This window comes from Gilliamella sp. LMG 34361 (assembly GCF_984569075.1).
On sequence record NZ_OZ474903.1, the window covers coordinates 1,377,608 to 1,397,978 of the forward strand.

General features: G+C 36.9%; 14 protein-coding genes. 5 read left to right on the plus strand and 9 right to left on the minus strand.

Annotated elements, in window-relative coordinates:
• Nucleotides 1-84: 84 nt before the first annotated feature.
• Together AC5LXI_RS06650 and AC5LXI_RS06655 are read left to right on the plus strand one after the other, a co-directional pair.
• Complete coding sequence (locus tag AC5LXI_RS06650; RefSeq protein WP_493444080.1) at nt 85-1,659, plus strand: hypothetical protein; 1,575 nt, start codon at nt 85-87, stop codon at nt 1,657-1,659.
• A gap of 294 nt (nt 1,660-1,953) precedes the next feature.
• Nucleotides 1,954-3,525: a hypothetical protein gene (locus tag AC5LXI_RS06655; RefSeq protein WP_493444081.1), complete on the plus strand. Its 1,572-nt coding sequence runs from the start codon at nt 1,954-1,956 to the stop codon at nt 3,523-3,525.
• A 215-nt stretch (nt 3,526-3,740) separates the two neighbouring features.
• Here the strand turns inward: AC5LXI_RS06655 and AC5LXI_RS06660 are convergent, their stop codons facing one another.
• The 9 genes from AC5LXI_RS06660 to AC5LXI_RS06700 form a co-directional block, all read right to left on the minus strand.
• Nucleotides 3,741-4,280 (minus strand): methylated-DNA--[protein]-cysteine S-methyltransferase, encoded by a 540-nt coding sequence (locus tag AC5LXI_RS06660; protein WP_493444082.1) that lies wholly within the window; start codon nt 4,278-4,280, stop codon nt 3,741-3,743.
• Nucleotides 4,281-4,392: 112 nt separating this feature from the next.
• Complete coding sequence (locus tag AC5LXI_RS06665; protein ID WP_493444083.1) at nt 4,393-5,157, minus strand: histidine phosphatase family protein; 765 nt, start codon at nt 5,155-5,157, stop codon at nt 4,393-4,395.
• A 12-nt stretch (nt 5,158-5,169) separates the two neighbouring features.
• Nucleotides 5,170-6,513, minus strand: a complete 1,344-nt coding sequence (locus AC5LXI_RS06670; RefSeq protein ID WP_493444084.1) for an OprD family outer membrane porin — start codon at nt 6,511-6,513, stop codon at nt 5,170-5,172.
• A gap of 159 nt (nt 6,514-6,672) precedes the next feature.
• Complete coding sequence (locus AC5LXI_RS06675) at nt 6,673-7,479, minus strand: histidine phosphatase family protein (RefSeq protein ID WP_493444085.1); 807 nt, start codon at nt 7,477-7,479, stop codon at nt 6,673-6,675.
• A gap of 80 nt (nt 7,480-7,559) precedes the next feature.
• A complete protein-coding gene (locus tag AC5LXI_RS06680; RefSeq protein WP_493444086.1) occupies nt 7,560-8,951 on the minus strand; it encodes a glycoside hydrolase family 1 protein in 1,392 nt (463 codons plus the stop codon).
• 3 nt (nt 8,952-8,954) lie between these two features.
• A complete protein-coding gene (locus AC5LXI_RS06685) occupies nt 8,955-10,859 on the minus strand; it encodes a beta-glucoside-specific PTS transporter subunit IIABC (RefSeq protein WP_493444087.1) in 1,905 nt (634 codons plus the stop codon).
• A gap of 181 nt (nt 10,860-11,040) precedes the next feature.
• The gene (gene licT, locus AC5LXI_RS06690) at nt 11,041-11,880 is read right to left on the minus strand and encodes a BglG family transcription antiterminator LicT (RefSeq protein WP_493444088.1); all 840 of its coding nucleotides are present in this window, start codon (nt 11,878-11,880) and stop codon (nt 11,041-11,043) included.
• A 194-nt stretch (nt 11,881-12,074) separates the two neighbouring features.
• Nucleotides 12,075-13,949 (minus strand): molecular chaperone HtpG, encoded by a 1,875-nt coding sequence (gene htpG, locus AC5LXI_RS06695; RefSeq protein ID WP_493444089.1) that lies wholly within the window; start codon nt 13,947-13,949, stop codon nt 12,075-12,077.
• A gap of 211 nt (nt 13,950-14,160) precedes the next feature.
• Nucleotides 14,161-15,534 carry a sodium-dependent transporter gene (locus AC5LXI_RS06700; RefSeq protein ID WP_493444090.1) on the minus strand — a complete coding sequence of 458 codons (1,374 nt, stop codon included), beginning with the start codon at nt 15,532-15,534 and terminating at the stop codon, nt 14,161-14,163.
• A gap of 1,470 nt (nt 15,535-17,004) precedes the next feature.
• Between AC5LXI_RS06700 and AC5LXI_RS06705 the strand changes: the two genes are divergently transcribed.
• The 3 genes from AC5LXI_RS06705 to guaB all read left to right on the plus strand — a co-directional run bounded on the left by AC5LXI_RS06705 (nt 17,005) and on the right by guaB (nt 20,176).
• On the plus strand, nt 17,005-17,343 hold the full coding sequence (locus AC5LXI_RS06705; protein ID WP_493444091.1) for a hypothetical protein: 339 nt from the start codon (nt 17,005-17,007) through the stop codon (nt 17,341-17,343).
• A gap of 488 nt (nt 17,344-17,831) precedes the next feature.
• Nucleotides 17,832-18,581: a bifunctional 2-polyprenyl-6-hydroxyphenol methylase/3-demethylubiquinol 3-O-methyltransferase UbiG gene (ubiG, locus tag AC5LXI_RS06710; protein WP_493444269.1), complete on the plus strand. Its 750-nt coding sequence runs from the start codon at nt 17,832-17,834 to the stop codon at nt 18,579-18,581.
• Between the two features lie 131 nt (nt 18,582-18,712).
• Nucleotides 18,713-20,176: an IMP dehydrogenase gene (guaB, locus tag AC5LXI_RS06715; protein WP_493444092.1), complete on the plus strand. Its 1,464-nt coding sequence runs from the start codon at nt 18,713-18,715 to the stop codon at nt 20,174-20,176.
• Nucleotides 20,177-20,371: the final 195 nt, after the last annotated feature.

Consider the following 20,371-nt stretch of genomic DNA (forward strand, 5'->3'; position numbering starts at 1 on the left):
CGCTGTTTAGTGTATATAAATAACGGCTAAACAGTTAATATAAAAATCAAATAAATCAAAAATTTAATCGACAAGGTAGTCAAAATGTATTGTAATTTTAAACAAGAAATTTGGCTAACCTATAATTTAGCTTCGCCAAAATTAAGTGCTTACCGTTCATTTTTCACGAACGTTTGTTTTTTATCGAGATTGCGTGAAATCCCAAGAATCTTATCGCGATCCTTATATCGATCCTTTTTATCTCGACAGATCATCGTTTTAGTGTTAATGGCTTTTTTGACAATTCCTTTTTCCAGCCATGCATTAACATCAAAAACGGTGAATGTTATCAATGGTAATGCGCCCTATTTTACCTTCGATGGAGGTCGCACCCGTATAACAGATGGTGACGATTTACTCGTGATAACTTTATCTAATGGGGATAAATATACTTCCGCAACAAATACTTCAAGTGAGACAAATCCGATCATTTTACCAAATGTGGGTCAGAGTTTTGCCGATATTGGTATGTTGATGCCAATTGATACTGATGATATCTTATTAGATTATCTTGTTCGTGCACCTTATCATTATTGGAATGATGATGATGGTGATGGTGATGGCCAAGATCCTGATCGAATCAGATCTTCAGGCAATTTGCACTTATCCATCGTTGATAAAAATGAACAATTTGTTGGGCGTAATGAAGTACTTAACATCTGTAAAGCGCCTTATGAATTAACCTTATCAGCTTCTACTGGAGGCGATTTAACAACATTTTATGGTGTGCCTAATTTAAGTCGTTTTAGACCGGGTCATGTCACTTATTATATTAGTCCTAAGATATCCTCACCAGTGATTTGTTTTGCTAAAGTTCACCCTGAACGTGATGAAGATTTTGCCGGTCCTTCTTCAATGTGGGACATGTTTGATGGGTTTCTTCCGCAGTCATTTAGTCCATCAGATTATGAGAAAAATTTCCCAACTACTGGTGCTAATAATATGTATTTTGATTTACAGATAGCCGGTGTTGCTGAGCCTTTAGAGTGGGAGGTAGTTTCACCTAATGCTGGTATTAAGGTGACGATGACCAACTCAACAAATAAAAGTGTTCATGTCACGCTAACAGGTCCTGCTGTTGAAGACCCTTCGCAACAGATTTCTGATAATCCAACTCGTTTAGATAAGCTATCTCTGCCTCAGGTATTTGAGTTAGTTGGTAAAGGTAAAGATAGTGACAATAATGATATCGAGTTAAAATATGGTTTTGTGTTAAAGCAATGGTTTGTCAACCGTGGTACTAGTGAATACTCTTATTCAAGTACATCATCATGGTGTACAAAAATTGGATATCGTATGCCTGCGGTTATGGATTTAACTAATGCGAATTGTCAGCATTCTAATCGTCCGGACTGTCGAGGTGCTGTCAGTGCGAAACCTCTGTCATCTAATCATTATTTTCAGCGTCACATTGGGGCAGGGTTCTTTACGGAATGGGGGGAAATGATCAAATACAATGAGGCCGGCTTTCGCAGACCGGGGAGTGGTCTTACTGGTTGGCATGAATATTGGACGGGTGATGTATTTAATCGTAATCATCAGTTTATAGTCGATTCGATTATTGGTTATCCGTCCTACAGCACTAGTTCTAGCTACCTCGGGCTTTGCGTCTATCCTTAGTACTTATTTCTTAGTCCTAGGGCTGTAGAGATAGGCATATGAAAAATAACGTTACGATGTTAAGGAATAAATGCTTTGCTAAGACAATGGCGCTAATGAAGTTGGCGTTAAAAAACGTATTTGTGGCGAGAACTAGTATTCCTTAACAAAAGTTAACAATTAACCGTGAAAAAAGTGTTGCATCGTGTTTTTTCAGTCATTATACTTTTGCGCTGTTTAGTGTATATAAATAACGGCTAAACAGTTAATATAAAAATCAAATAAATCAAAAATTTAACTGACAAGGTAGTCAAAATGTATTGTAATTTTAAACAAGAAATTTGGCTAACCTATAATTTAGCTTCGCCAAAATTAAGTGCTTACCGTTCATTTTTCACGAACGTTTGTTTTTTATCGAGATTGCGTGAAATCCCAAGAATCTTATCGCGATCCTTATATCGATCCTTTTTATCTCGACAGATCATCGTTTTAGTGTTAATGGCTTTTTTGACAATTCCTTTTTCCAGCCATGCATTAACATCAAAAACGGTGAATGTTATCAATGGTAATGCGCCCTATTTTACCTTCGATGGAGGTCGCACCCGTATAACAGATGGTGACGATTTACTCGTGATAACTTTATCTAATGGGGATAAATATACTTCCGCAACAAATACTTCAAGTGAGACAAATCCGATCATTTTACCAAATGTGGGTCAGAGTTTTGCTGATATTGGTATGTTGATGCCAATTGATACTGATGATATCATATTAAATCATCTTGTTCGCGCACCTTATCATTATTGGAATGATGATGATGGTGATGGTGATGGTCAAGATCCTGATCGAATCAGATCTTCAGGCAATTTGCACTTATCCATCATTGATAAAAATGAACAATTTGTTGGGCGTAATGAAGTACTTAATATCTGTAAAGCGCCTTATGAATTAACCTTATCAAGTGTTCATGGAGGCTATTTAACAACATTTTATGGTGTGCCTAATATAAGTCGTTTTAGATCGGGTCATGTCACTTATTATATTAGTCCTAAGATATCCTCACCAGTGATTTGTTTTGCTAAAGTTCACCCTGAACGTGATGAAGATTTTGCCGGTCCTTCTTCAATGTGGGACATGTTTGATGGGTTTCTTCCGCAGTCATTTAGTCCATTAGATTATGAGAAAAATTTCCCAACTACTGGTGCTAATAATATGTATTTTGATTTACAGATAGCCGGTGTTGCTGAGCCTTTAGAGTGGGAGGTAGTTTCACCTAATGCTGGTATTAAGGTGACGATGACCAACTCAACAAATAAAAGTGTTCATGTCACGCTAACAGGTCCTGCTGTTGAAGACCCTTCGCAACAGATTTCTGATAATCCAACTCGTTTAGATAAGCTATCTTTGCCTCAGGTATTTGAGTTAGTTGGTAAAGGTAAAGATAGTGACAATAATGATATCGAGTTAAAATATGGTTTTGTGTTAAAGCAATGGTTTGTCAACCGTGGTACTAGTGAATACTCTTATTCAAGTACATCATCATGGTGTACAAAAATTGGATATCGTATGCCTGCGGTTATGGATTTAACTAATGCGAATTGTCAGCATGCTAATCGTCCGAACTGTCGAGGTGCTGTCAGTGCGAAACCTCTGTCATCTAATCATTATTTTCAGCGTCACATTGGGGCAGGGTTCTTTACGGAATGGGGACATATGGTCAAATACAATGAGGCCGGCTTTCGCAGACCGGGGAGTGGTCATACTGGTTGGCCTGAATATTGGACGGGTGATGTATTTAATCGTAATCAGTTTATAGTCGATTCGATTATTGGTTATCCGTCCTACAGCACTAGTTCTAGCCACCTCGGGCTTTGCGTCTATCCTTAGTACTTATTTCTTAGTCCTAGGGCTGTAGAGATAGGCATATGAAAAATAACGCTACGATGTTAAGGAATAAATGCTTTGCTAAAGCAATGGCACTAATGAAGTTGGCGTTAAAAAGCGTATTTGTAACATATGAACTAGGCGCGCAAATTAAGGGTAGATTTATTTTTTGAGGAGCGTGGTTTTTGAAAAACAATTCTCCAAAATGTCAATTACTCTTAAATCGCACTGTTATTTTTGGGCACAAAAAAATCTCGCATATCAACTTGCTCATGTTCTAGCAACCAGATCTTTTTGTCAATCCCTCCCGCATAACCGGTTAAGTTACCATTTGCGCCTACTACACGATGACAAGGAATAATGATAGATAGTGGATTATGCCCTACAGCTCCACCCACTGCTTGGCTGGACATGTGGGGTTTATTTATTTTAGTACCGATTTGTTTGGCTATATCACCATAGGTGATCACTTTACCATAAGGAATTTTTACCAATATGTCCCAAACCATTAGCCTAAATTCGCTTCCTTGTGGCGCTAATGCGAGTTGTGTGATGGTAGGTTTCTTGCCAATAAAGTAATCATCTAACCATTTTTTAGTTTGGTTAAAAATCGCTAAATTGGCCATTTCTTTTTTGTTGGCGCCTAGCATTTGGCCAAAATATTTTTGACCTTCAATCCAGACACCAATTAACTTATTATGCTCACTTGCAAGCGTGATTTGCCCCATTGGTGAGGAATAGTGGCTGATATAAAACATGAAAAAATCCTTATTCCGGCGGTTATCGACAGCTTTATTATAATGGGTTTTTATACGGTGAATATGGGTATATTTAGACAAAAAGACTCACCTAAGTGAGTCTTTTTTGGTGTTATTTGGCAGCCTTACCTTTTTCAACATAACTCATGTCACCTAATGATTCAACAATGAATTTACCATCATCAGTGTAACGAATTTTAGTGACGCTTGCGTTACCAAGCCCGCCGGTGATTGGTTTGTCCATCATTTCTTCCACCATTGCCATAATTGCCATACCGTGAGAAACAACTAATACATTACCACCACCTTGTTCTTGAGCTGATTTTGCAATTGCTTTTAATGATGCTTGCATACGGGTTTTAACGGCGTTATAGTCTTCAGCCTCACCTGATTTTTCTACCGCTTTGATGGCATCCATCATTTTTTTAAGAGTGACTTTACCTTTAGCTAAATCTGCCATTAGAGCTTTGTCAGATTCATAACCTAGGTGTTGTGCTGCAGGGTTCCACATGTTTGGATCTAGATCACCTTCAAAATCACCAAAACAGGTTTCACGCAATCCTTCCATTTCGTTGATGTTTAATTTTGTGTCGCCTTTAGATTCAAGAACGATTCGAGCAGTTTGTCTTGCACGACCTGAATCACTTGAGTATACCGAAATAAAATCGATACCTTTTAAGCCACGACCAAGTTGTTCAGCAACTTCAATACCAGGTTTAGTTAGCGGGGTGTCTGACCATCCTTGAGCCCGATGTACGTTATTGAACATGGTTTTACCGTGACGAGTAAAATAAATATTTACATCGGCTGCAAATGATTGAGCAATTGAAGCAGCAAGAATAGCGGTTAAGCCAATAAGTTTAATGAGTTTTTTCATAGTTTCGTCCTTTTATAACAAGTTGAATCGATAATCAATAACGGTTTCTGCTGATAATGTTGGTGAACGTTGAGCTTTACCGTCTCTTAATTTAGGGGTAATGTCTTTACTGCTTATGGTTTTATAAGACCAACCATAACCAAATTTTGACAAAATTGAAAGATTTTTAAATGTGCCACTAGTTGGTTTAAAAATGTTAAATACGTTAATTTCACCATTTTTTAACGTTTCATGTTTATAGTTAAATTCACCGTAGTTTAGATATAAGCCAGAAGTGTTATCTTTAAAGAAATCATAACTCAATACGCTTGATAATACGATTTCGCCATCACGCATGTAGTCAGCACCGGCTGCGGCCATACCGTTATAACGGCCACGGTTATTTTTACCTAAATGCCGACCATAAAAACCGATAGCGTCTTTGCGATTAGCATCTGTATAGGCGATACCAAATTTGGCACTCCAATTGGTCTCTTTCCATTCGACGTCAGTTGCGTAATGCCATGCTGAATCATCAAAATCACGCACGTTAGCTTTCATTTTGTCATGATTTTTAAGGGCAGTACTACCGTAAATTTGTGAGCCGAAGGTGAGTTTATCCATCGGTTTATAAGCGAATTCGATAGCATGACGTTTGATGTAGTCCTTAGCCACGCCGTAAGAGTAATCGAGTTTTAGTGCTTTATCGTTATAAGCAATACCTGCAGTTTTGATATTATCGATTTCGTGCTTTCTATCTATGCTGTAAAAGTGTACTTTTTGCGATGATTCTCGTGGTAAGGCGCTGTCGATATAGGCTAATGATAACGCAAAGTTTGCGTATTTTAATACGCCACTATACCCTAAATAACTATAGCGAGTTAAATGTTGTGACGAACTCATGACACCCATATCTTTTAAACTATGCCAACCGACTTTACCATTAAAGTTGAGGTCTTTAGAATTGCCGAGTTTGACTTTAGCATAACGTTGGGTAAATTTGTTAAATCCATGGGCATTATGTTTATTTGGTTTTTTACCTGTGTTATAAAGTAAGTTACGTGTTGCAAAGTAGTCACTGGCTCCAAGTTTAATAACGTTGTCGTAAGTGAAATCGAATCCGAGGGTATCTAACAAATAACCAGATTTATAATTAAACGTAAATGCTTGACCCCATGCACTATGAACCTCTTTAGGCTGAGATGCATTTTCTTTTAAATACTTCCAATGATTTCGTGTTGAAAATTCAAATTTAGTGTTTTTGAAAAAGGTATTATCAAAAAAGCCATTTTCATTATTCACTGAATTTGATTCAGCCGCAACAGCGGAAAAGCACATGATATTGAGTAGTGCTAACGAGAGGTACTTTGTTTTCATTATTATTTCCTATCTTTTTAAAATTTCTTCCAAAAAAAACCTAAATACCACTCAAGCCATATCCGCTTGAACTAGTATTTAGGTTTTGCCTGCAAAAGCAGTAACAATCCTATTTGACTAATTCTATTGTCAATTATGTTTATTAATGTTTTATATTTATTATTTATTTAGTGATAGTTTTCCTTGATTTACATAGTCCATATTGCCAATTTCAACCACGCTATATTTACCGTTTTGGTAAACAATTTTGACCACAGTGGCATTGGATAATGGTTTATTTTTATTAGGATTATCAGTTAAATCAGAAATCATCGCTTGCATTGACATGCCCGATGAGATCGCCAATATATTTTTTTGGTGCTTATCTTGTGCAGTTTTTACTATGGTGTTTAGTGCATTTTGAGTGCGCTCTTTGACTTGCGTAAAATTCTCCGCTTCGTGTTTAAGGTCACTTTTCGCAATAGCATTAGTTAGGTTCGCCACAGGGATTTGCCCTTGTACATAACTTTTATAGAAGGTATCAACTGATTTGTAGCCAAGTAACTTCATTGAAGCGGTTACCATTTTCGCATTGGTTCCACCTTCAAATCCGCCATAAAAGACTTCACGTAAACCTTTTAGCTCTTGGATTTTGTAATCTTTAACGCCTTTTTGTTCTAACAATACTTGCATGGTTTCGCGTTGACGACCAGCATCACTGGTGTAATAAGCATCAAATTGAATGTGCTTATCTTTAAATCCTTCGCCTAAATAACGCGCAACTTCGATCCCTTTGTCGGTTAATGGGGAATCTGCCCAGCCTTGTACTAGATCATAGGTATTAAATAAGGTTTTACCGTGTCTAGCAAAATAAATAGTGATTGCATCATCACTATCATAAGTATTGTTTGGCTGATTGCTACATCCTGTTGATAGTATTACCAGTAGACTGGTGGTTAGTGCTGCTTTGATTGTTTTATTTTTCATCTTTAGCCTCGTATGGCGTTATTGTTATGACAAATACAGCCGCAGGTAAGGTAGGGTAAACCTTACCTACATCATCATGATTATTTTAATGTTGCCCCTTTGGATGAAATAACAGACTGATACCAATAGTAGCTTTTCTTTTTATAACGTTTTAATGTACCTGAACCGTCTTGGTTTAAATCCACATAGATGAAACCATAACGTTTAGTAACTTCCGCTTTTGAGGCACTAATGAGGTCAATTGGTCCCCAGCTGGTGTATCCCATCACTTCAACACCATCATTAATCGCTTCACGAATTTGTACTAGATGATCGTTCATATAATTAATACGATAATCATCATTAATGGTGCCATCAGCTTCGAGTTTATCTTTGGCACCTAAGCCGTTTTCAACAATAAACAGTGGTTTTTGAAAACGTTCATAAAGTAGATTTAATAGGTAACGAATGCCAATTGGATCGATCTGCCAGCCCCATTCAGACGCTTTTAGATGAGGATTTGGTACCATATCAAGAATATTCCCTTTTTGACGAAGTGAATCATCAGCCGTTCCACAACAACTCATATAGTAACTAAACGAGATAAAGTCGATGGTTTCTTTTAGATCTTCACGGTCTTGATCGGTTATCGTTAACTCGATGTTGTTCTCTTTAAAATAACGATTCATGTAGGTTGGATAGTAACCTCGAGCTTGTACATCACCAAAGAATAACCAACCATGATTTTCGCAATGTGTTGCCCAAACATCTTCTGGTTTAGGGGTAAGCGGGTAGGCGATAGCACCGAGTAACATGTTACCAATTTTGGCATTAGGAATAATTTGATGACACAATTTTACCGCGCGACTACTTGCGACTAATTGATGGTGAATCGCTTGGTAAATATCCGCTTTATTGCTGTTACGATCTAAACCAACACCGGTGAAAGGTTCGTGCAGTGACATATTAATTTCATTAAAGGTTAACCAATATTTCACTTTGTTTTTGTAGCGTTCAAATACGGTTTTAGCATAACGGGTAAAAAATTCGATGACTTTACGATTTCCCCAGCCGCCGTATTGGGTGACAAGGTAGTAGGGCATTTCGTAATGTGATAAGGTGACAAGTGGCGTAATGTTGTGTTTTAACATTTCGTCGAATAGTTTGTCATAAAAAGCGAGTCCTTTTTCATTTGGTTGTTCTTCATCTCCATTTGGGAAGATTCGAGTCCAAGCAATAGATGTTCTTAAACAGGTGAATCCCATTTCTGCAAACAGGGCAACATCTTCTGGGTAGCGGTGATAAAAGTCGATAGCTCGATCTTTAATGCCAGTAATGTCGACTTTATTACGATCGACGATGTCACCAAATAGACCATTAGGCGTGCAGTCAGATGTCGATAGGCCTTTGCCATCTTCACGATACGCACCTTCAACTTGGTTGGCGGCAATAGCGCCACCCCATAAAAAATCAGTTGGAAAAGTATTTGCCATGTTTTACTCCTTATTTGCATTTAACGCTAATAATAGTGCGTCACCTTGTTGAACATCATCTTGTTTAAATATGCACTCCACATCAAGATAGTCATCACTGTTAGTAATAATAATTGGGGTGCTGACTTCAAAACCTGCTTGTTTAATGGCTTCAATATCAAAGCTAACAAGTCGATCGCCTTTTTTCACTTTTTGACCAGCTTCAACATGGGCTTCAAAATGTTGACCATCTAATTTAACAGTGTCGATACCGATGTGGATGAGGATTTCTGCGCCCGACTCAGTTTGGAATCCAATAGCATGTTTGGTTCTAAATAGTGATACAACTTCACCATCTTCTGGTGCAACGGCTTCGCCAATGGTAGGTATAATTGCCGCACCTTTACCCATTAAGCCGCTAGCAAAAGTTGCGTCATTCACTTCTTTTAAATCAATGAGTTTACCGGTCATTGGGCTTGAAATAGTGATTGTTTTTAGTTGTTCGCTAATATTTGTTTGATTGTTGTTTGAGTCACAATTCTCAGTTTTGTTTTCATTAGTTTGTTTTTTGTCTTTTGGAATACCAAATAGATAAGTCACTAATGTAGCTACTATAAATGAAATAAGCGAACCAAATACTACTGCATAAAATTTCTCATTAATGCCTGTAGGTGGGATTAGTTGTAAAAATGAGAAGATACTAATAAAGCTGAATGAATAGATAACCGAATGGTAATAACCAACAATACCGCCACCAATCATTGCGGAAATACAGCCGATAATAAATGGCCGTTTCAATGGTAAGTTAATACCATAAATAGCTGGTTCAGTTACTCCAAAAATTCCTGATAATACTGATGAACTTGCTAATGTTTTAACTTGCGCATCTTTACTGCGTAACATAACCGCCAATACTGCGCCTACTTGAGCAAATACTGCTGGGAATAAAATTGGTATCATAAAATCTTCTTGATAAACTGAGATATTATTCATTGCAAATGGTACTAATCCCCAATGGATACCAAACACCACCATGACTTGCCAAAGAGCAGCTAAAATCATAGAAGCAATGACAGAATTAAGTTGATAAACATAGATGATACCGCTAGCAACAGTATCACTTAGGAATGATACAAGAGGACCAATGACAGCAAAGGTTAATGGAACGGTAATTATCAGACCAAATAAAGGTGCAATAAACTTTTTGAACGAGTCATGCATAATCTTGTTAAAGTTGCGTTCTAATAATGAATAAAACCATGCAGCTAAAATTATCGGAAAAACCGAAGAAGGGTAAGGGATTAATTTAATTGGAATGCTGAAAAATTCCGTCTGTAATTCAAAAGCATTGCCTAGCATACCAACTACACTAGGATGAACTAATGCGCCACCTAATGCCATACCTACATAAGGGTTACCACCGAATTTTTTAACCGCTGAAAAGCCTAAAATAATAGGTAAATAATAAAATGGTGCGTCAGCAATCGCATTTAAGAAATTAAATGTTGGTGAGCCGGCTTGAACAAGTTCCATGACTTGTAATATTGCCACTACTCCTTTAAAAATACCGCCAGCAACAAGTACCACCAGTGCAGGGATAAAGATACTTGAAACTAAATCAATCAGTTTTGAAACTATCCCTTTAGGTGTCGCAGGAGGAGCATCGTTTGTCGATTTTTCATTAAGATTAGTAATATCCATAATCGCATTAAATACGTCAGCAACGCTATTACCTATCACCACTTGAAATTGTCCACCACTTTGAACAACAGTGATGACACCTGTTTGTTTTTTTATTGTTTCTGCGTCTGCTTTTGATTCATCTTTTAATACAAATCGTAGTCTAGTAGCGCAGTGCACTAGACTATTGATGTTATTTTTACCACCTACGTGCTCAATTATTGATTCGGCAAGTTGTTTATTTTTCATAGCTTATCCTTATTTAAGCGCAAAAAAAAACCTAAATCCCAATAGATTCGGGATTTAGGTTTTGCTTGCATCGTTATAATTAACAAATGCAATAACAATCCAAAGATTCGGTATTAAATTAACATAAAATAAATTAACTTGTTGACTATTTGTTAGTTAATTTGTGACATATATCACATAATTATTTTTTTAATTCAGCTCTTAGTCTTTCAATATGAATTGTCAGATATAAACTTTCATCGTCAGATAATGGGTGTTGATACTGCTGAATTAAATGTAAATCTATCTGTTTAGTGCAAAGATAGGCTTGTTGATACTTTTCACGGATGATTTCGTACAAGGTGGTATCTTGTTGCACGGGTTTACCTTGACTTAAAATGCGATGAGCAAAAAACTTCAAATGTGTAACAAATCTTTGATAAGAAAGGCTGTTTTCGTCATATTCAAATCGAAAATGATATTTTACGATATTTAAAATTTCGCGCATGATTTTGGTCATATTGACGATATTGGGCATGGTGTCGTTAAGTTCAGCATTTACAATATGAAATGTAATAAAGCCAGCTTCATCTTCATGAAGCTGGACACCTAGGCGTTTTTTTATCACTTCTAAGGCATATAGACCGATTTCGTACTCTTTAGGATAGAATTTTTTTATCTCCCAAATGAAGTTATTGGGAATATCAAATCCTTGCTTATGCCTTTCAATGGCAAAATAGATATGATCAGTCAATGAAATATAGATACTATCTTGCAATTTACTGCCTAAATATTGTTTGGCATGATTGATAATAATATCGGATGTGGTATGAACTTCAATCGGGATCTCAGAAAGTAGTTCAGCAAATTTTGGTAGTATTTCTTGATTATGCAAAGAAAACTGTTTTTCGATAAGTTTAGGATCGACTTTGTCACCTTCCCGTTTTTTAAAGCCTATTCCACGGCCGGTAACAATCAATTCCTTCCCTTTGGCATCTAAAGTCACTACAACATTATTATTTAATATTTTATGAACTTTCATTAGATTCTGTCTAGATTTTAAGATTAAGTTATTATCTATCGCCAAATGAAAATGGAAAGCAGCAATATAAAGAAGTGTGACTAACTTCATAATTTTGAAAAAAATAAACTGATCATTTTCAAAAACACCTGTCAAAAAACAAACAAAAACCCGATAGGCAAGCCATATCGGGTTTGATTGAATAACTTAATTTATTATTGCGCAAGCAGTTTATTCATAGTTTGAATAAATTTGCTTGGATCAGTTAATGAACCTTTTTCAGCCAATAATGCTTGATCTAATAGTAACTCAACCCAATCACCAAATGCGGCTTCGTCTTGAGTGTCAGCTACACGTTTTACCAGTTGATGATCAGGATTAATTTCAAACGTATATTTGATTTCTGGCGCTTTTTGTCCCGCTGCGGCAAATAATTTTGCCATTTGAGTCGACATTTCATCAGCAGCAGTGGTTACTATCGCCGGCGTATCAGTTAAGCGATGGGTTAACTTAACTTCTTTAACTTTATCACCTAGTACTTTTTTAACACGTTCGATAAATGGTTCAAGTTCTTTTTCAACTTGTTTTTGCTCATCACTATTTTGATCAGCTAACTTCTCGATTGATTCATCAGATTTGCTGATAGATTGGAACTGTTTACCTTCAAATTCAGTTAGATTGCTCATCATCCACTCGTCAATACGATCAGAAAGCAATAATACCTCAATACCTTTTTTGCGGAATAACTCAAGGTGAGGGCTATTTTTCGCGGCGCCGTAGCTATCAGCTGTGATGTAGTAGATCTTCTCCTGACCTTCTTGCATTCGGCTTATGTAATCGTCTAACGATACCGTTTGTGCATCACTATCGCCTTGTGTGGTTGTAAAGCGTAATAATTTCATAATCGCTTCGCGATTAGCATAGTCTTCGCCAGTACCTTCTTTTAAAACTAAACCAAATTCACTCCAAAATTGTTGATATTGTTCTTTATCATCTTTAGCAAGTTTATCTAGCATTTGTAAAACACGTTTGGTACATGCGTTACGAAGGTTTTGCGTGACTTTGTTATCTTGTAAAATTTCGCGCGATACATTTAATGGTAAATCATTTGAATCAATTAAACCTTTGACAAAACGTAAATAATTAGGCATAAATTGTTCAGCATCGTCCATAATAAACACACGTTGTACATAGAGTTTTAAACCGTGTTTATTGTCACGATTCCACATATCCCATGGTGCTTTAGATGGGATATATAGCAAGCTGGTGTACTCTTGTTTGCCTTCTACACGGTTGTGACTCCAGCTTAGTGGATCGGCAAAATCGTGTGAAATATGTTTATAGAACTCTTTATATTCATCGTCACTTACCTCCGACTTGCTACGTGTCCAAAGTGCTTGTGCTTTGTTGACTTTTTCCCACTTAACTTCTTTGCTTTCTTCGTCAGTAGTTTGAACTTCAACTGGTAATGAGATGTGATCTGAATATTTGCTAATAATTGAACGTAAACGCCAATCATCTAAAAACTCTTTTTCATCTTCTTTTAAATGCAAGGTGATTTCAGTACCGCGCGTTTCTTTTTCCGCATCCGAAATAGTGTATTCACCTTCACCAGCTGATTCCCACATCACGGCTTCATCGGCATTAGCTGTCGCAGCACGAGTTTTGACTGTTACTTTATCGGCAACGATAAAAGCAGAATAGAATCCAACCCCAAATTGACCAATTAGCTGACTATCTTTAGCCTGATCACTACCAATTGATTCTAAAAAGGCTTTAGTACCTGATTTGGCAATCGTACCTAGATTTTCAATGACTTCGTCACGCGTCATTCCAATGCCATTATCAGCGATGGTTAATGTGCCAGCTTCTTTGTTGGTTGAAATACGAACACCAAGTTCAGCGTCACCCGCATATAAATTTGCGTTTTCAAGTGCTTTGAAACGAAGTTTGTCGGCCGCATCAGAAGCATTTGAAATCAGCTCTCTTAGAAAGATCTCTTTATTAGAATATAAAGAGTGAATCATTAAATGTAGAATTTGTTTAACTTCGGATTGAAATCCACGAGTTTCAGTACCTTGCTTACTCATTTACTAGTTCCTCTACTATATTTAGCAATTGAAAATAAAACCATGATCAAGTGCTGTACGTTTTAATTGATTACATAATGTTTTGATTGTATATGGGAATAAAAAAAAGAATTTCAAGAGAGGAGATGATGATAAACAATTGATTGTTGATTTTTTAGTTCATCATGTAAAAAAGCCCTGAAAGTTATCAGGGCTATCGATGGTTATTAAATTATCGAGTTTCTGGTAAGAATCCACAAACTAAAATTAGAATAACAGCAACTGGAATAACAACGCGAGTTAACACCGTCCACACGCCAAACCAGAATTTGCTTAAGTTAAGCTCTTTACGAATAACTTTTTGATTCATCATCCAAGCACCAAAGATAACTGTACCTAATCCTGTCACAGGTAACATTATCTTACTGGTTAGATAATCAAGTAGATCAAAAATACCTTTATCGAATAGTTTAACATCAGCCCATTCATTGAATGATAAAATACAAGCGATACCTAAAGCCCAAATTAATACACTACTGACAACAGTTGCGGTTTTACGACCCATGGGAGTTTTTTCTTCTAAAAGCTCTACAGTTGGCTCAAGTAGCGAAATTGACGAGGTTAACGCTGCAAAAGTTAGGAAGATAAAGAATAAACAACCTAAAATTGAGCCAGCAGCCATATTACCAAAGGCGATCGGTAACGTAACAAAGATAAGACCAGGTCCTGACCCTGCTTCTAATCCATTAGCAAATACTAATGGGAAGATCGCCATACCTGATAACATCGCAACGATTACGTCTAAAATAACCACCGTACGAGCAGTAGACAGTAAGTTCACATCTTTACCAAGGTAAGAACCATAAGCCATCATAATTCCCATACCTAATGACAAGCTAAAGAACGCATGGCCTAAAGCTGCTAAAATTGCCGTACCATTTAATGCAGACCAGTTTGGTGTAAATAAGAAATCAAACGCTTTGCCAAATGATGAACCACTTACGATCGCCGCATAAGCGACTAAGACTAATAATAAAACACCTAAACCAGGCATCATTACTTTACAAGCACGCTCTAAACCAGCACCTACGCCCATTGCAACGATGATGGTATTTGCTGCCATAAATACGGTATGCCAAATCAATAAGCTGGTTGTATTGCCAAGGAAGCTACTGAAGATTTGCCCAGTGGCTTCGCCATCAACACCATTAAATGTACCATTGATAGCTAAAAAGATATAATCTGTCGCCCAGCCACCAATTACACTATAAAATGAGAGAATTAAAAACGAGCCAAGTACGCCGATGATACCAACCCAGCGCCATGATTTTGAACGACCTTCTGATGCCGCAACATCTTCCATGGTATGTATTGGGTTTTTTTGTCCGCGACGGCCGATTAACCATTCTAAAACTAAAATTGGCAAGCCAATGACAAACATAAATAGTAAATAGGTCAGAACAAATGCTGAACCACCCATTTCACCAGCCATATATGGAAATTTCCATATATTACCTAAACCCACAGCAGAACCAGCAGCTGCAAGCATAAATCCCATGCGTGAGCTCCACTGTGAGTGACTTTTCTTCATAGTACCTGTACTCATGAATATATTTTCCCTAGAGTTTTTTGATTAAATATTTAATTTTTAGCATCAGCCGGAGCTGAACTATTTTTTATTAGATAAATAAAGCGCTAAATCATGCCATGAAATAAGTCTATAAACAAGAAGACATTATCATTAATAACGATAGCCAATAAAAAAATTAAATCGTTAAAGTTAGGTTTAATCGTGTTTTGAAGTGATTTACTGTAAAAAAAGAGCTATAAAAAAATTGAGGAACGGGGTTTTTAAAGCCAAAATCCTGCCAATAAATCGCTAACGTTAGTTATAACATCAGCTAGTTCCAATAATAAAAGTTTATTTTGGCAAATAAGTTTGGTGTATTTAATTTAGCGACATTCGCAACGTGCTGACAACAGAGTGAGGTTAGCATGACAAACAGGGATGTTTGGCAAGGCTGTGTTTTGTCAGGAATAAATCACAGCCGGTGCGTTAAGACCGAACGCAGGCGGAAGGCAGTCACGTAGTGACCAGTTGCGTGGTCGCCGCGGGAGATTGTAAAGAGGGTTCGCGCCAACCCTCTTAACTTGGACGTATTCACCGTATAGAAATAACCACAAAACAGCAAACGTCCGAAACTCAAAGAACTAAAAAAATTTGCGGAACGGGGTTTTTGAAACCTAAAAATCGCTCCAATAAATCGCTAACGTTAGTTATAACATCAGCTAGTTCCAATAATAAAAGTTTATTTTGGCAAATAAGTTTGGTGTATTTAATTTAGCGACATTAGCAACGTGCTGACAACTGAGAGAGGTTAGCATGGCAAACAGGGATGTTTGCCAAGGTTGTGCTTTGTCAGGAACAAATCACAACCGGTGCGTTAAAAGCGAACGAAGGCGGAAGGCAGTCACGCAGTGACCACTTGCGTGGTCGCCGCGGGAGATTGTAAAGAGGGTTCGTGCCAACCCTCTTAACTTGGACGTTATCGCCGTATAGAATTAGCCACCAAACAACAAAACGTCCGAAACTAAAACAACCAAAAATTTGAGGAACGGGGTTTTTGAAACTTAAATTTCTACTTATTGCTAACCCTTTTTTTAACTTAAAATAAAATGATTGAAAATCAATATATTAAAAAATCACTTAAAAAAAGGGTTTTTAATAGTAAAATTGCGCTTTGTCTTTTTGCCAACTGCATTTATAGTATATTGGATTCTAGGTTCACTGCCGTGTAGGTAGTTTAGAAATTTTGCGCCCTCTGTTTTTGGTACAATATGAAGTTCACTGCCGTGTAGGTAGTTTAGAAATAGACTGAGGAAAAAATCATCTAAACCAGTGAATTCACTGCCGTGTAGGTAGTTTAGAAACATCCAAGCTCGTCGCGCCCGTGCTTAACACAGTTCACTGCCGTATAGGTAGCTAAATAAAAATTCACACAAACCGCGTAATGGTTTTTTTATTGCTCAAATTTCTTTAATAACATACCATTATAAAAAAATTAAAAGAGATAGTATGAAAAGGATAATTTCAATTTTTTTAGTCGGAGTAGCTTTATTTGGCTGTAGCGAGAAGAAAGTCACAGAAGATATGCTTGTAGGGTCTTGGGAATGTACGTTAATCCAACAAGAAGCAGATTGGAAAAATGGTTTATTTCAGGATTATTCGACACCAGTTAATAGAGGAAAATCGTTAGTTGTATATATAAAGGAAAACGATACTCTATTTGTAGAGATGCCAGATGGTGAAACAAAAATGAAATTGAATTTCAAAAAATTAAATGGAAATTTTAGTAGTATATTAAATGTCATGAAAATAACTGGTTATAACAAACTCGAATATATAAGACGATGAGTTTAAATTTACTACGGAGACATCAAAGACGTTTGCTGACCCGAAAAATAATGTAAAGGAAAAAATGTTAACGCACTGTACAAAACTAGACTAATTCGGTATTCAACAATTTAATTTCTAAATCAAAACCTCTAATGAGGTTTTTTATTGTATGGCGAGTATGATGGAGTTCATTTATGATCAGTTATTCATCATTGAAAAATTTAATTCAAAAAATTAAAACATTGACAGATTTCTCATACTACTAACTATATTCCTTAACCGATATTTGCTCAAATAGTCTAAAAAAATATAATCAAAAAACCGATTCGCTTAAATTAGAAACTATAGCAGGTAGACATTATGTTATCGGTATAGCCACAGAAGATCTTGACGCAATCGTCGATATGAATTTCGAATTAGCTGATGACGTCGCTACTAATGATAAACTATAAGCCCGCATTGCGAGTTAAAATCGTTTAATATTGCTAATCATCAGCTCATCGCATATATTACATAAAATATTTACGTCTCTAAAAAGAATAGTCATGACACAAAATATCGATTTGAACGAAATAGATAAGTTTGCAAAACTTGCTTCGCAATGGTGGGATCCCAATGGTCAATGCAAACCATTGCATATTATTAATCCATTACGCGTGGATTATATAAAACAACAGTCTGGTGATCTAAATGGAAAACATGTATTAGATGTTGGCTGTGGCGGGGGGATTTTGGCAGAGAGTCTTGCTAAACTCGCGGCTAATGTAACTGCAATTGATCTTGCTGAAGAATCATTAGCAGTGGCAAAATTACATGCCGAGCAAAATGGTTTAAAAATAAACTACCAGAATCAAACCGTAGAGCAGCATGCTGATCAATTCCCAGCGCACTATGATGTTATTACCTGTATGGAAATGTTAGAACATGTTCCCGATCCGTTTTCAATTATTCATGCTTGTGCAAAATTACTTAAGCCTAATGGACAACTCTATTTATCGACCATTAACCGCAATCATAAAGCAAAATTAATGTTGATTTATGGTGCGGAATATATTGCACGCTTAGTGCCGAAAGGTACGCATGATTTTAATCGTTTTATTCGTCCTTCTGAATTAATGACTTGGGTTGAACAGGCTAATTTGGATGTCAAAGGGATAATTGGTATGGAGTATCATTTGCTCGGTAATCAATTTCGCTTAGGTAAAAACGTTGATGTCAATTACATCTTAATGGCACAAAAAAGCGATGGCGAGTAACAGAGATTAGTTTGCGCTATGTTTATCTGCTGAAATATAAATATAAAATTCTACTGGTCTTTTATATCGAATGTGAGTAGAATACATCGGCAATATTTTATCAACAATCCAACTCAATGGTGAATATTGTCATGTCTCGTATAGTTAAAGAAGCCCTCACGTTTGATGATGTTTTATTAGTTCCAGCCCATTCAACTGTTTTACCAAATACTGCTGATATTACAACTCAACTTACACAGACCATCAAATTAAACATTCCAATGCTATCTGCTGCAATGGATACCGTTACTGAAGCCGAGCTTGCTATTGCTTTAGCTCAAGAAGGTGGGATTGGTTTTATCCACAAAAATATGCCAATTGAAGTTCAAGCTGAGCATGTAAAACGCGTTAAAAAACACGAAAGTGGTATTGTGCAAGATCCAGTATCAGTTTTACCAACAGCGACTATAAAGCAAGTAATTGAACTTGCTAAAGAATATGGCTTTGCAGGATTCCCAGTTGTGACGCAATCACAAGAATTAGTCGGAATTATCACCGCTCGTGATGTCCGATTTGCAACTGATTTATCGCTTTCAGTGACAGCGGTAATGACACCGAAAGAACGTTTAGTCACCGTTAAAGAAGGTGAATCACGAGAAAGTGTGCTTAAAAAAATGCATGAACATCGTGTTGAAAAGGTTTTAGTGGTTGATGATAGATTCCACCTCAAAGGCATGATAACCGTTAAAGATTATAATAAAGCGGAACAAAAACCGAATGCATGTAAAGATGAAAAAGGCCGTTTACGTGTTGGTGCAGCAGTGGGTGCAGGTGCTGGTAACGAAGAGCGTATTGCAGCCTTGGTTGAAGCAGGGGTAGATGTTTTACTTATCGATTCATCACACGGCCATTCCGAAGGCGTACTTGAACGTATTCGTCAAGCAAGACAAGCTTACCCGAACCTACAAATTATTGGTGGTAATGTTGCCACCGGCGAAGGTGCTAAAGCACTAATCGATGCAGGTGTAAATGCGGTAAAAGTAGGTATAGGACCGGGCTCTATTTGTACTACTCGCATTGTAACAGGAGTAGGGGTACCACAAATTAGTGCAATTATGGATGCTGTTGAAGTGGCTGAACAACACAATATTCCTGTTATTGCTGATGGTGGGATTCGTTTCTCTGGCGATATTGCTAAAGCTATCGCGGCGGGAGCATCTTGCGTCATGGTTGGCTCAATGTTCGCAGGAACAGAAGAAGCACCGGGCGAAATCGAATTATTCCAAGGTCGTGCCTATAAATCTTATCGTGGTATGGGATCGTTAGGGGCAATGGCAAAAGGATCATCTGATCGCTACTTTCAAACTGATAATGCTGCTGATAAACTGGTACCAGAAGGGATTGAAGGTCGAATTGCATATAAAGGCTTATTAAAAGAAATTATCCATCAACAAATGGGTGGCTTACGTTCATGTATGGGATTAACCGGCTGTGGAACTATCGATGAACTTCGCACTAAATCGAAGTTTTATCGTATAACTGGTGCGGGTATGAAAGAGAGTCATGTTCATGATGTTCTTATCACCAAAGAGCCACCTAACTATCGAGCAGGTTAATAAATAGAAGTTTAAAAGGGATTAAATATAATCCCTTTTTTTAATTTTAGAAATTTCGCCAAAAAAATTAAGAAACCGGATTTTTGGAACATAAATTTCACTTATTTCCCCCCTTTTTGAACAACAAATAAAACCATTAAAAATCAAAACACTAAAAAATCTCTTAAAATTTTGAGTAGTACTTTTTTATTTAAA

Coding starts and splice junctions, on each gene's coding strand:
- AC5LXI_RS06660 (WP_493444082.1), bottom strand. CDS start 4,280: ATGTTTTATATCAGCCACTATTCCTCACCAATGGGGCAAATCACGCTT.
- AC5LXI_RS06670 (WP_493444084.1), bottom strand. CDS start 6,513: ATGAAAACAAAGTACCTCTCGTTAGCACTACTCAATATCATGTGCTTT.
- AC5LXI_RS06680 (WP_493444086.1), bottom strand. CDS start 8,951: ATGGCAAATACTTTTCCAACTGATTTTTTATGGGGTGGCGCTATTGCC.
- AC5LXI_RS06675 (WP_493444085.1), bottom strand. CDS start 7,479: ATGAAAAATAAAACAATCAAAGCAGCACTAACCACCAGTCTACTGGTA.
- AC5LXI_RS06685 (WP_493444087.1), bottom strand. CDS start 10,859: ATGAAAAATAAACAACTTGCCGAATCAATAATTGAGCACGTAGGTGGT.
- AC5LXI_RS06655 (WP_493444081.1), top strand. CDS start 1,954: ATGTATTGTAATTTTAAACAAGAAATTTGGCTAACCTATAATTTAGCT.
- AC5LXI_RS06705 (WP_493444091.1), top strand. CDS start 17,005: ATGAAAAGGATAATTTCAATTTTTTTAGTCGGAGTAGCTTTATTTGGC.
- licT (WP_493444088.1), bottom strand. CDS start 11,880: ATGAAAGTTCATAAAATATTAAATAATAATGTTGTAGTGACTTTAGAT.
- AC5LXI_RS06650 (WP_493444080.1), top strand. CDS start 85: ATGTATTGTAATTTTAAACAAGAAATTTGGCTAACCTATAATTTAGCT.
- AC5LXI_RS06665 (WP_493444083.1), bottom strand. CDS start 5,157: ATGAAAAAACTCATTAAACTTATTGGCTTAACCGCTATTCTTGCTGCT.
- guaB (WP_493444092.1), top strand. CDS start 18,713: ATGTCTCGTATAGTTAAAGAAGCCCTCACGTTTGATGATGTTTTATTA.
- htpG (WP_493444089.1), bottom strand. CDS start 13,949: ATGAGTAAGCAAGGTACTGAAACTCGTGGATTTCAATCCGAAGTTAAA.
- AC5LXI_RS06700 (WP_493444090.1), bottom strand. CDS start 15,534: ATGAGTACAGGTACTATGAAGAAAAGTCACTCACAGTGGAGCTCACGC.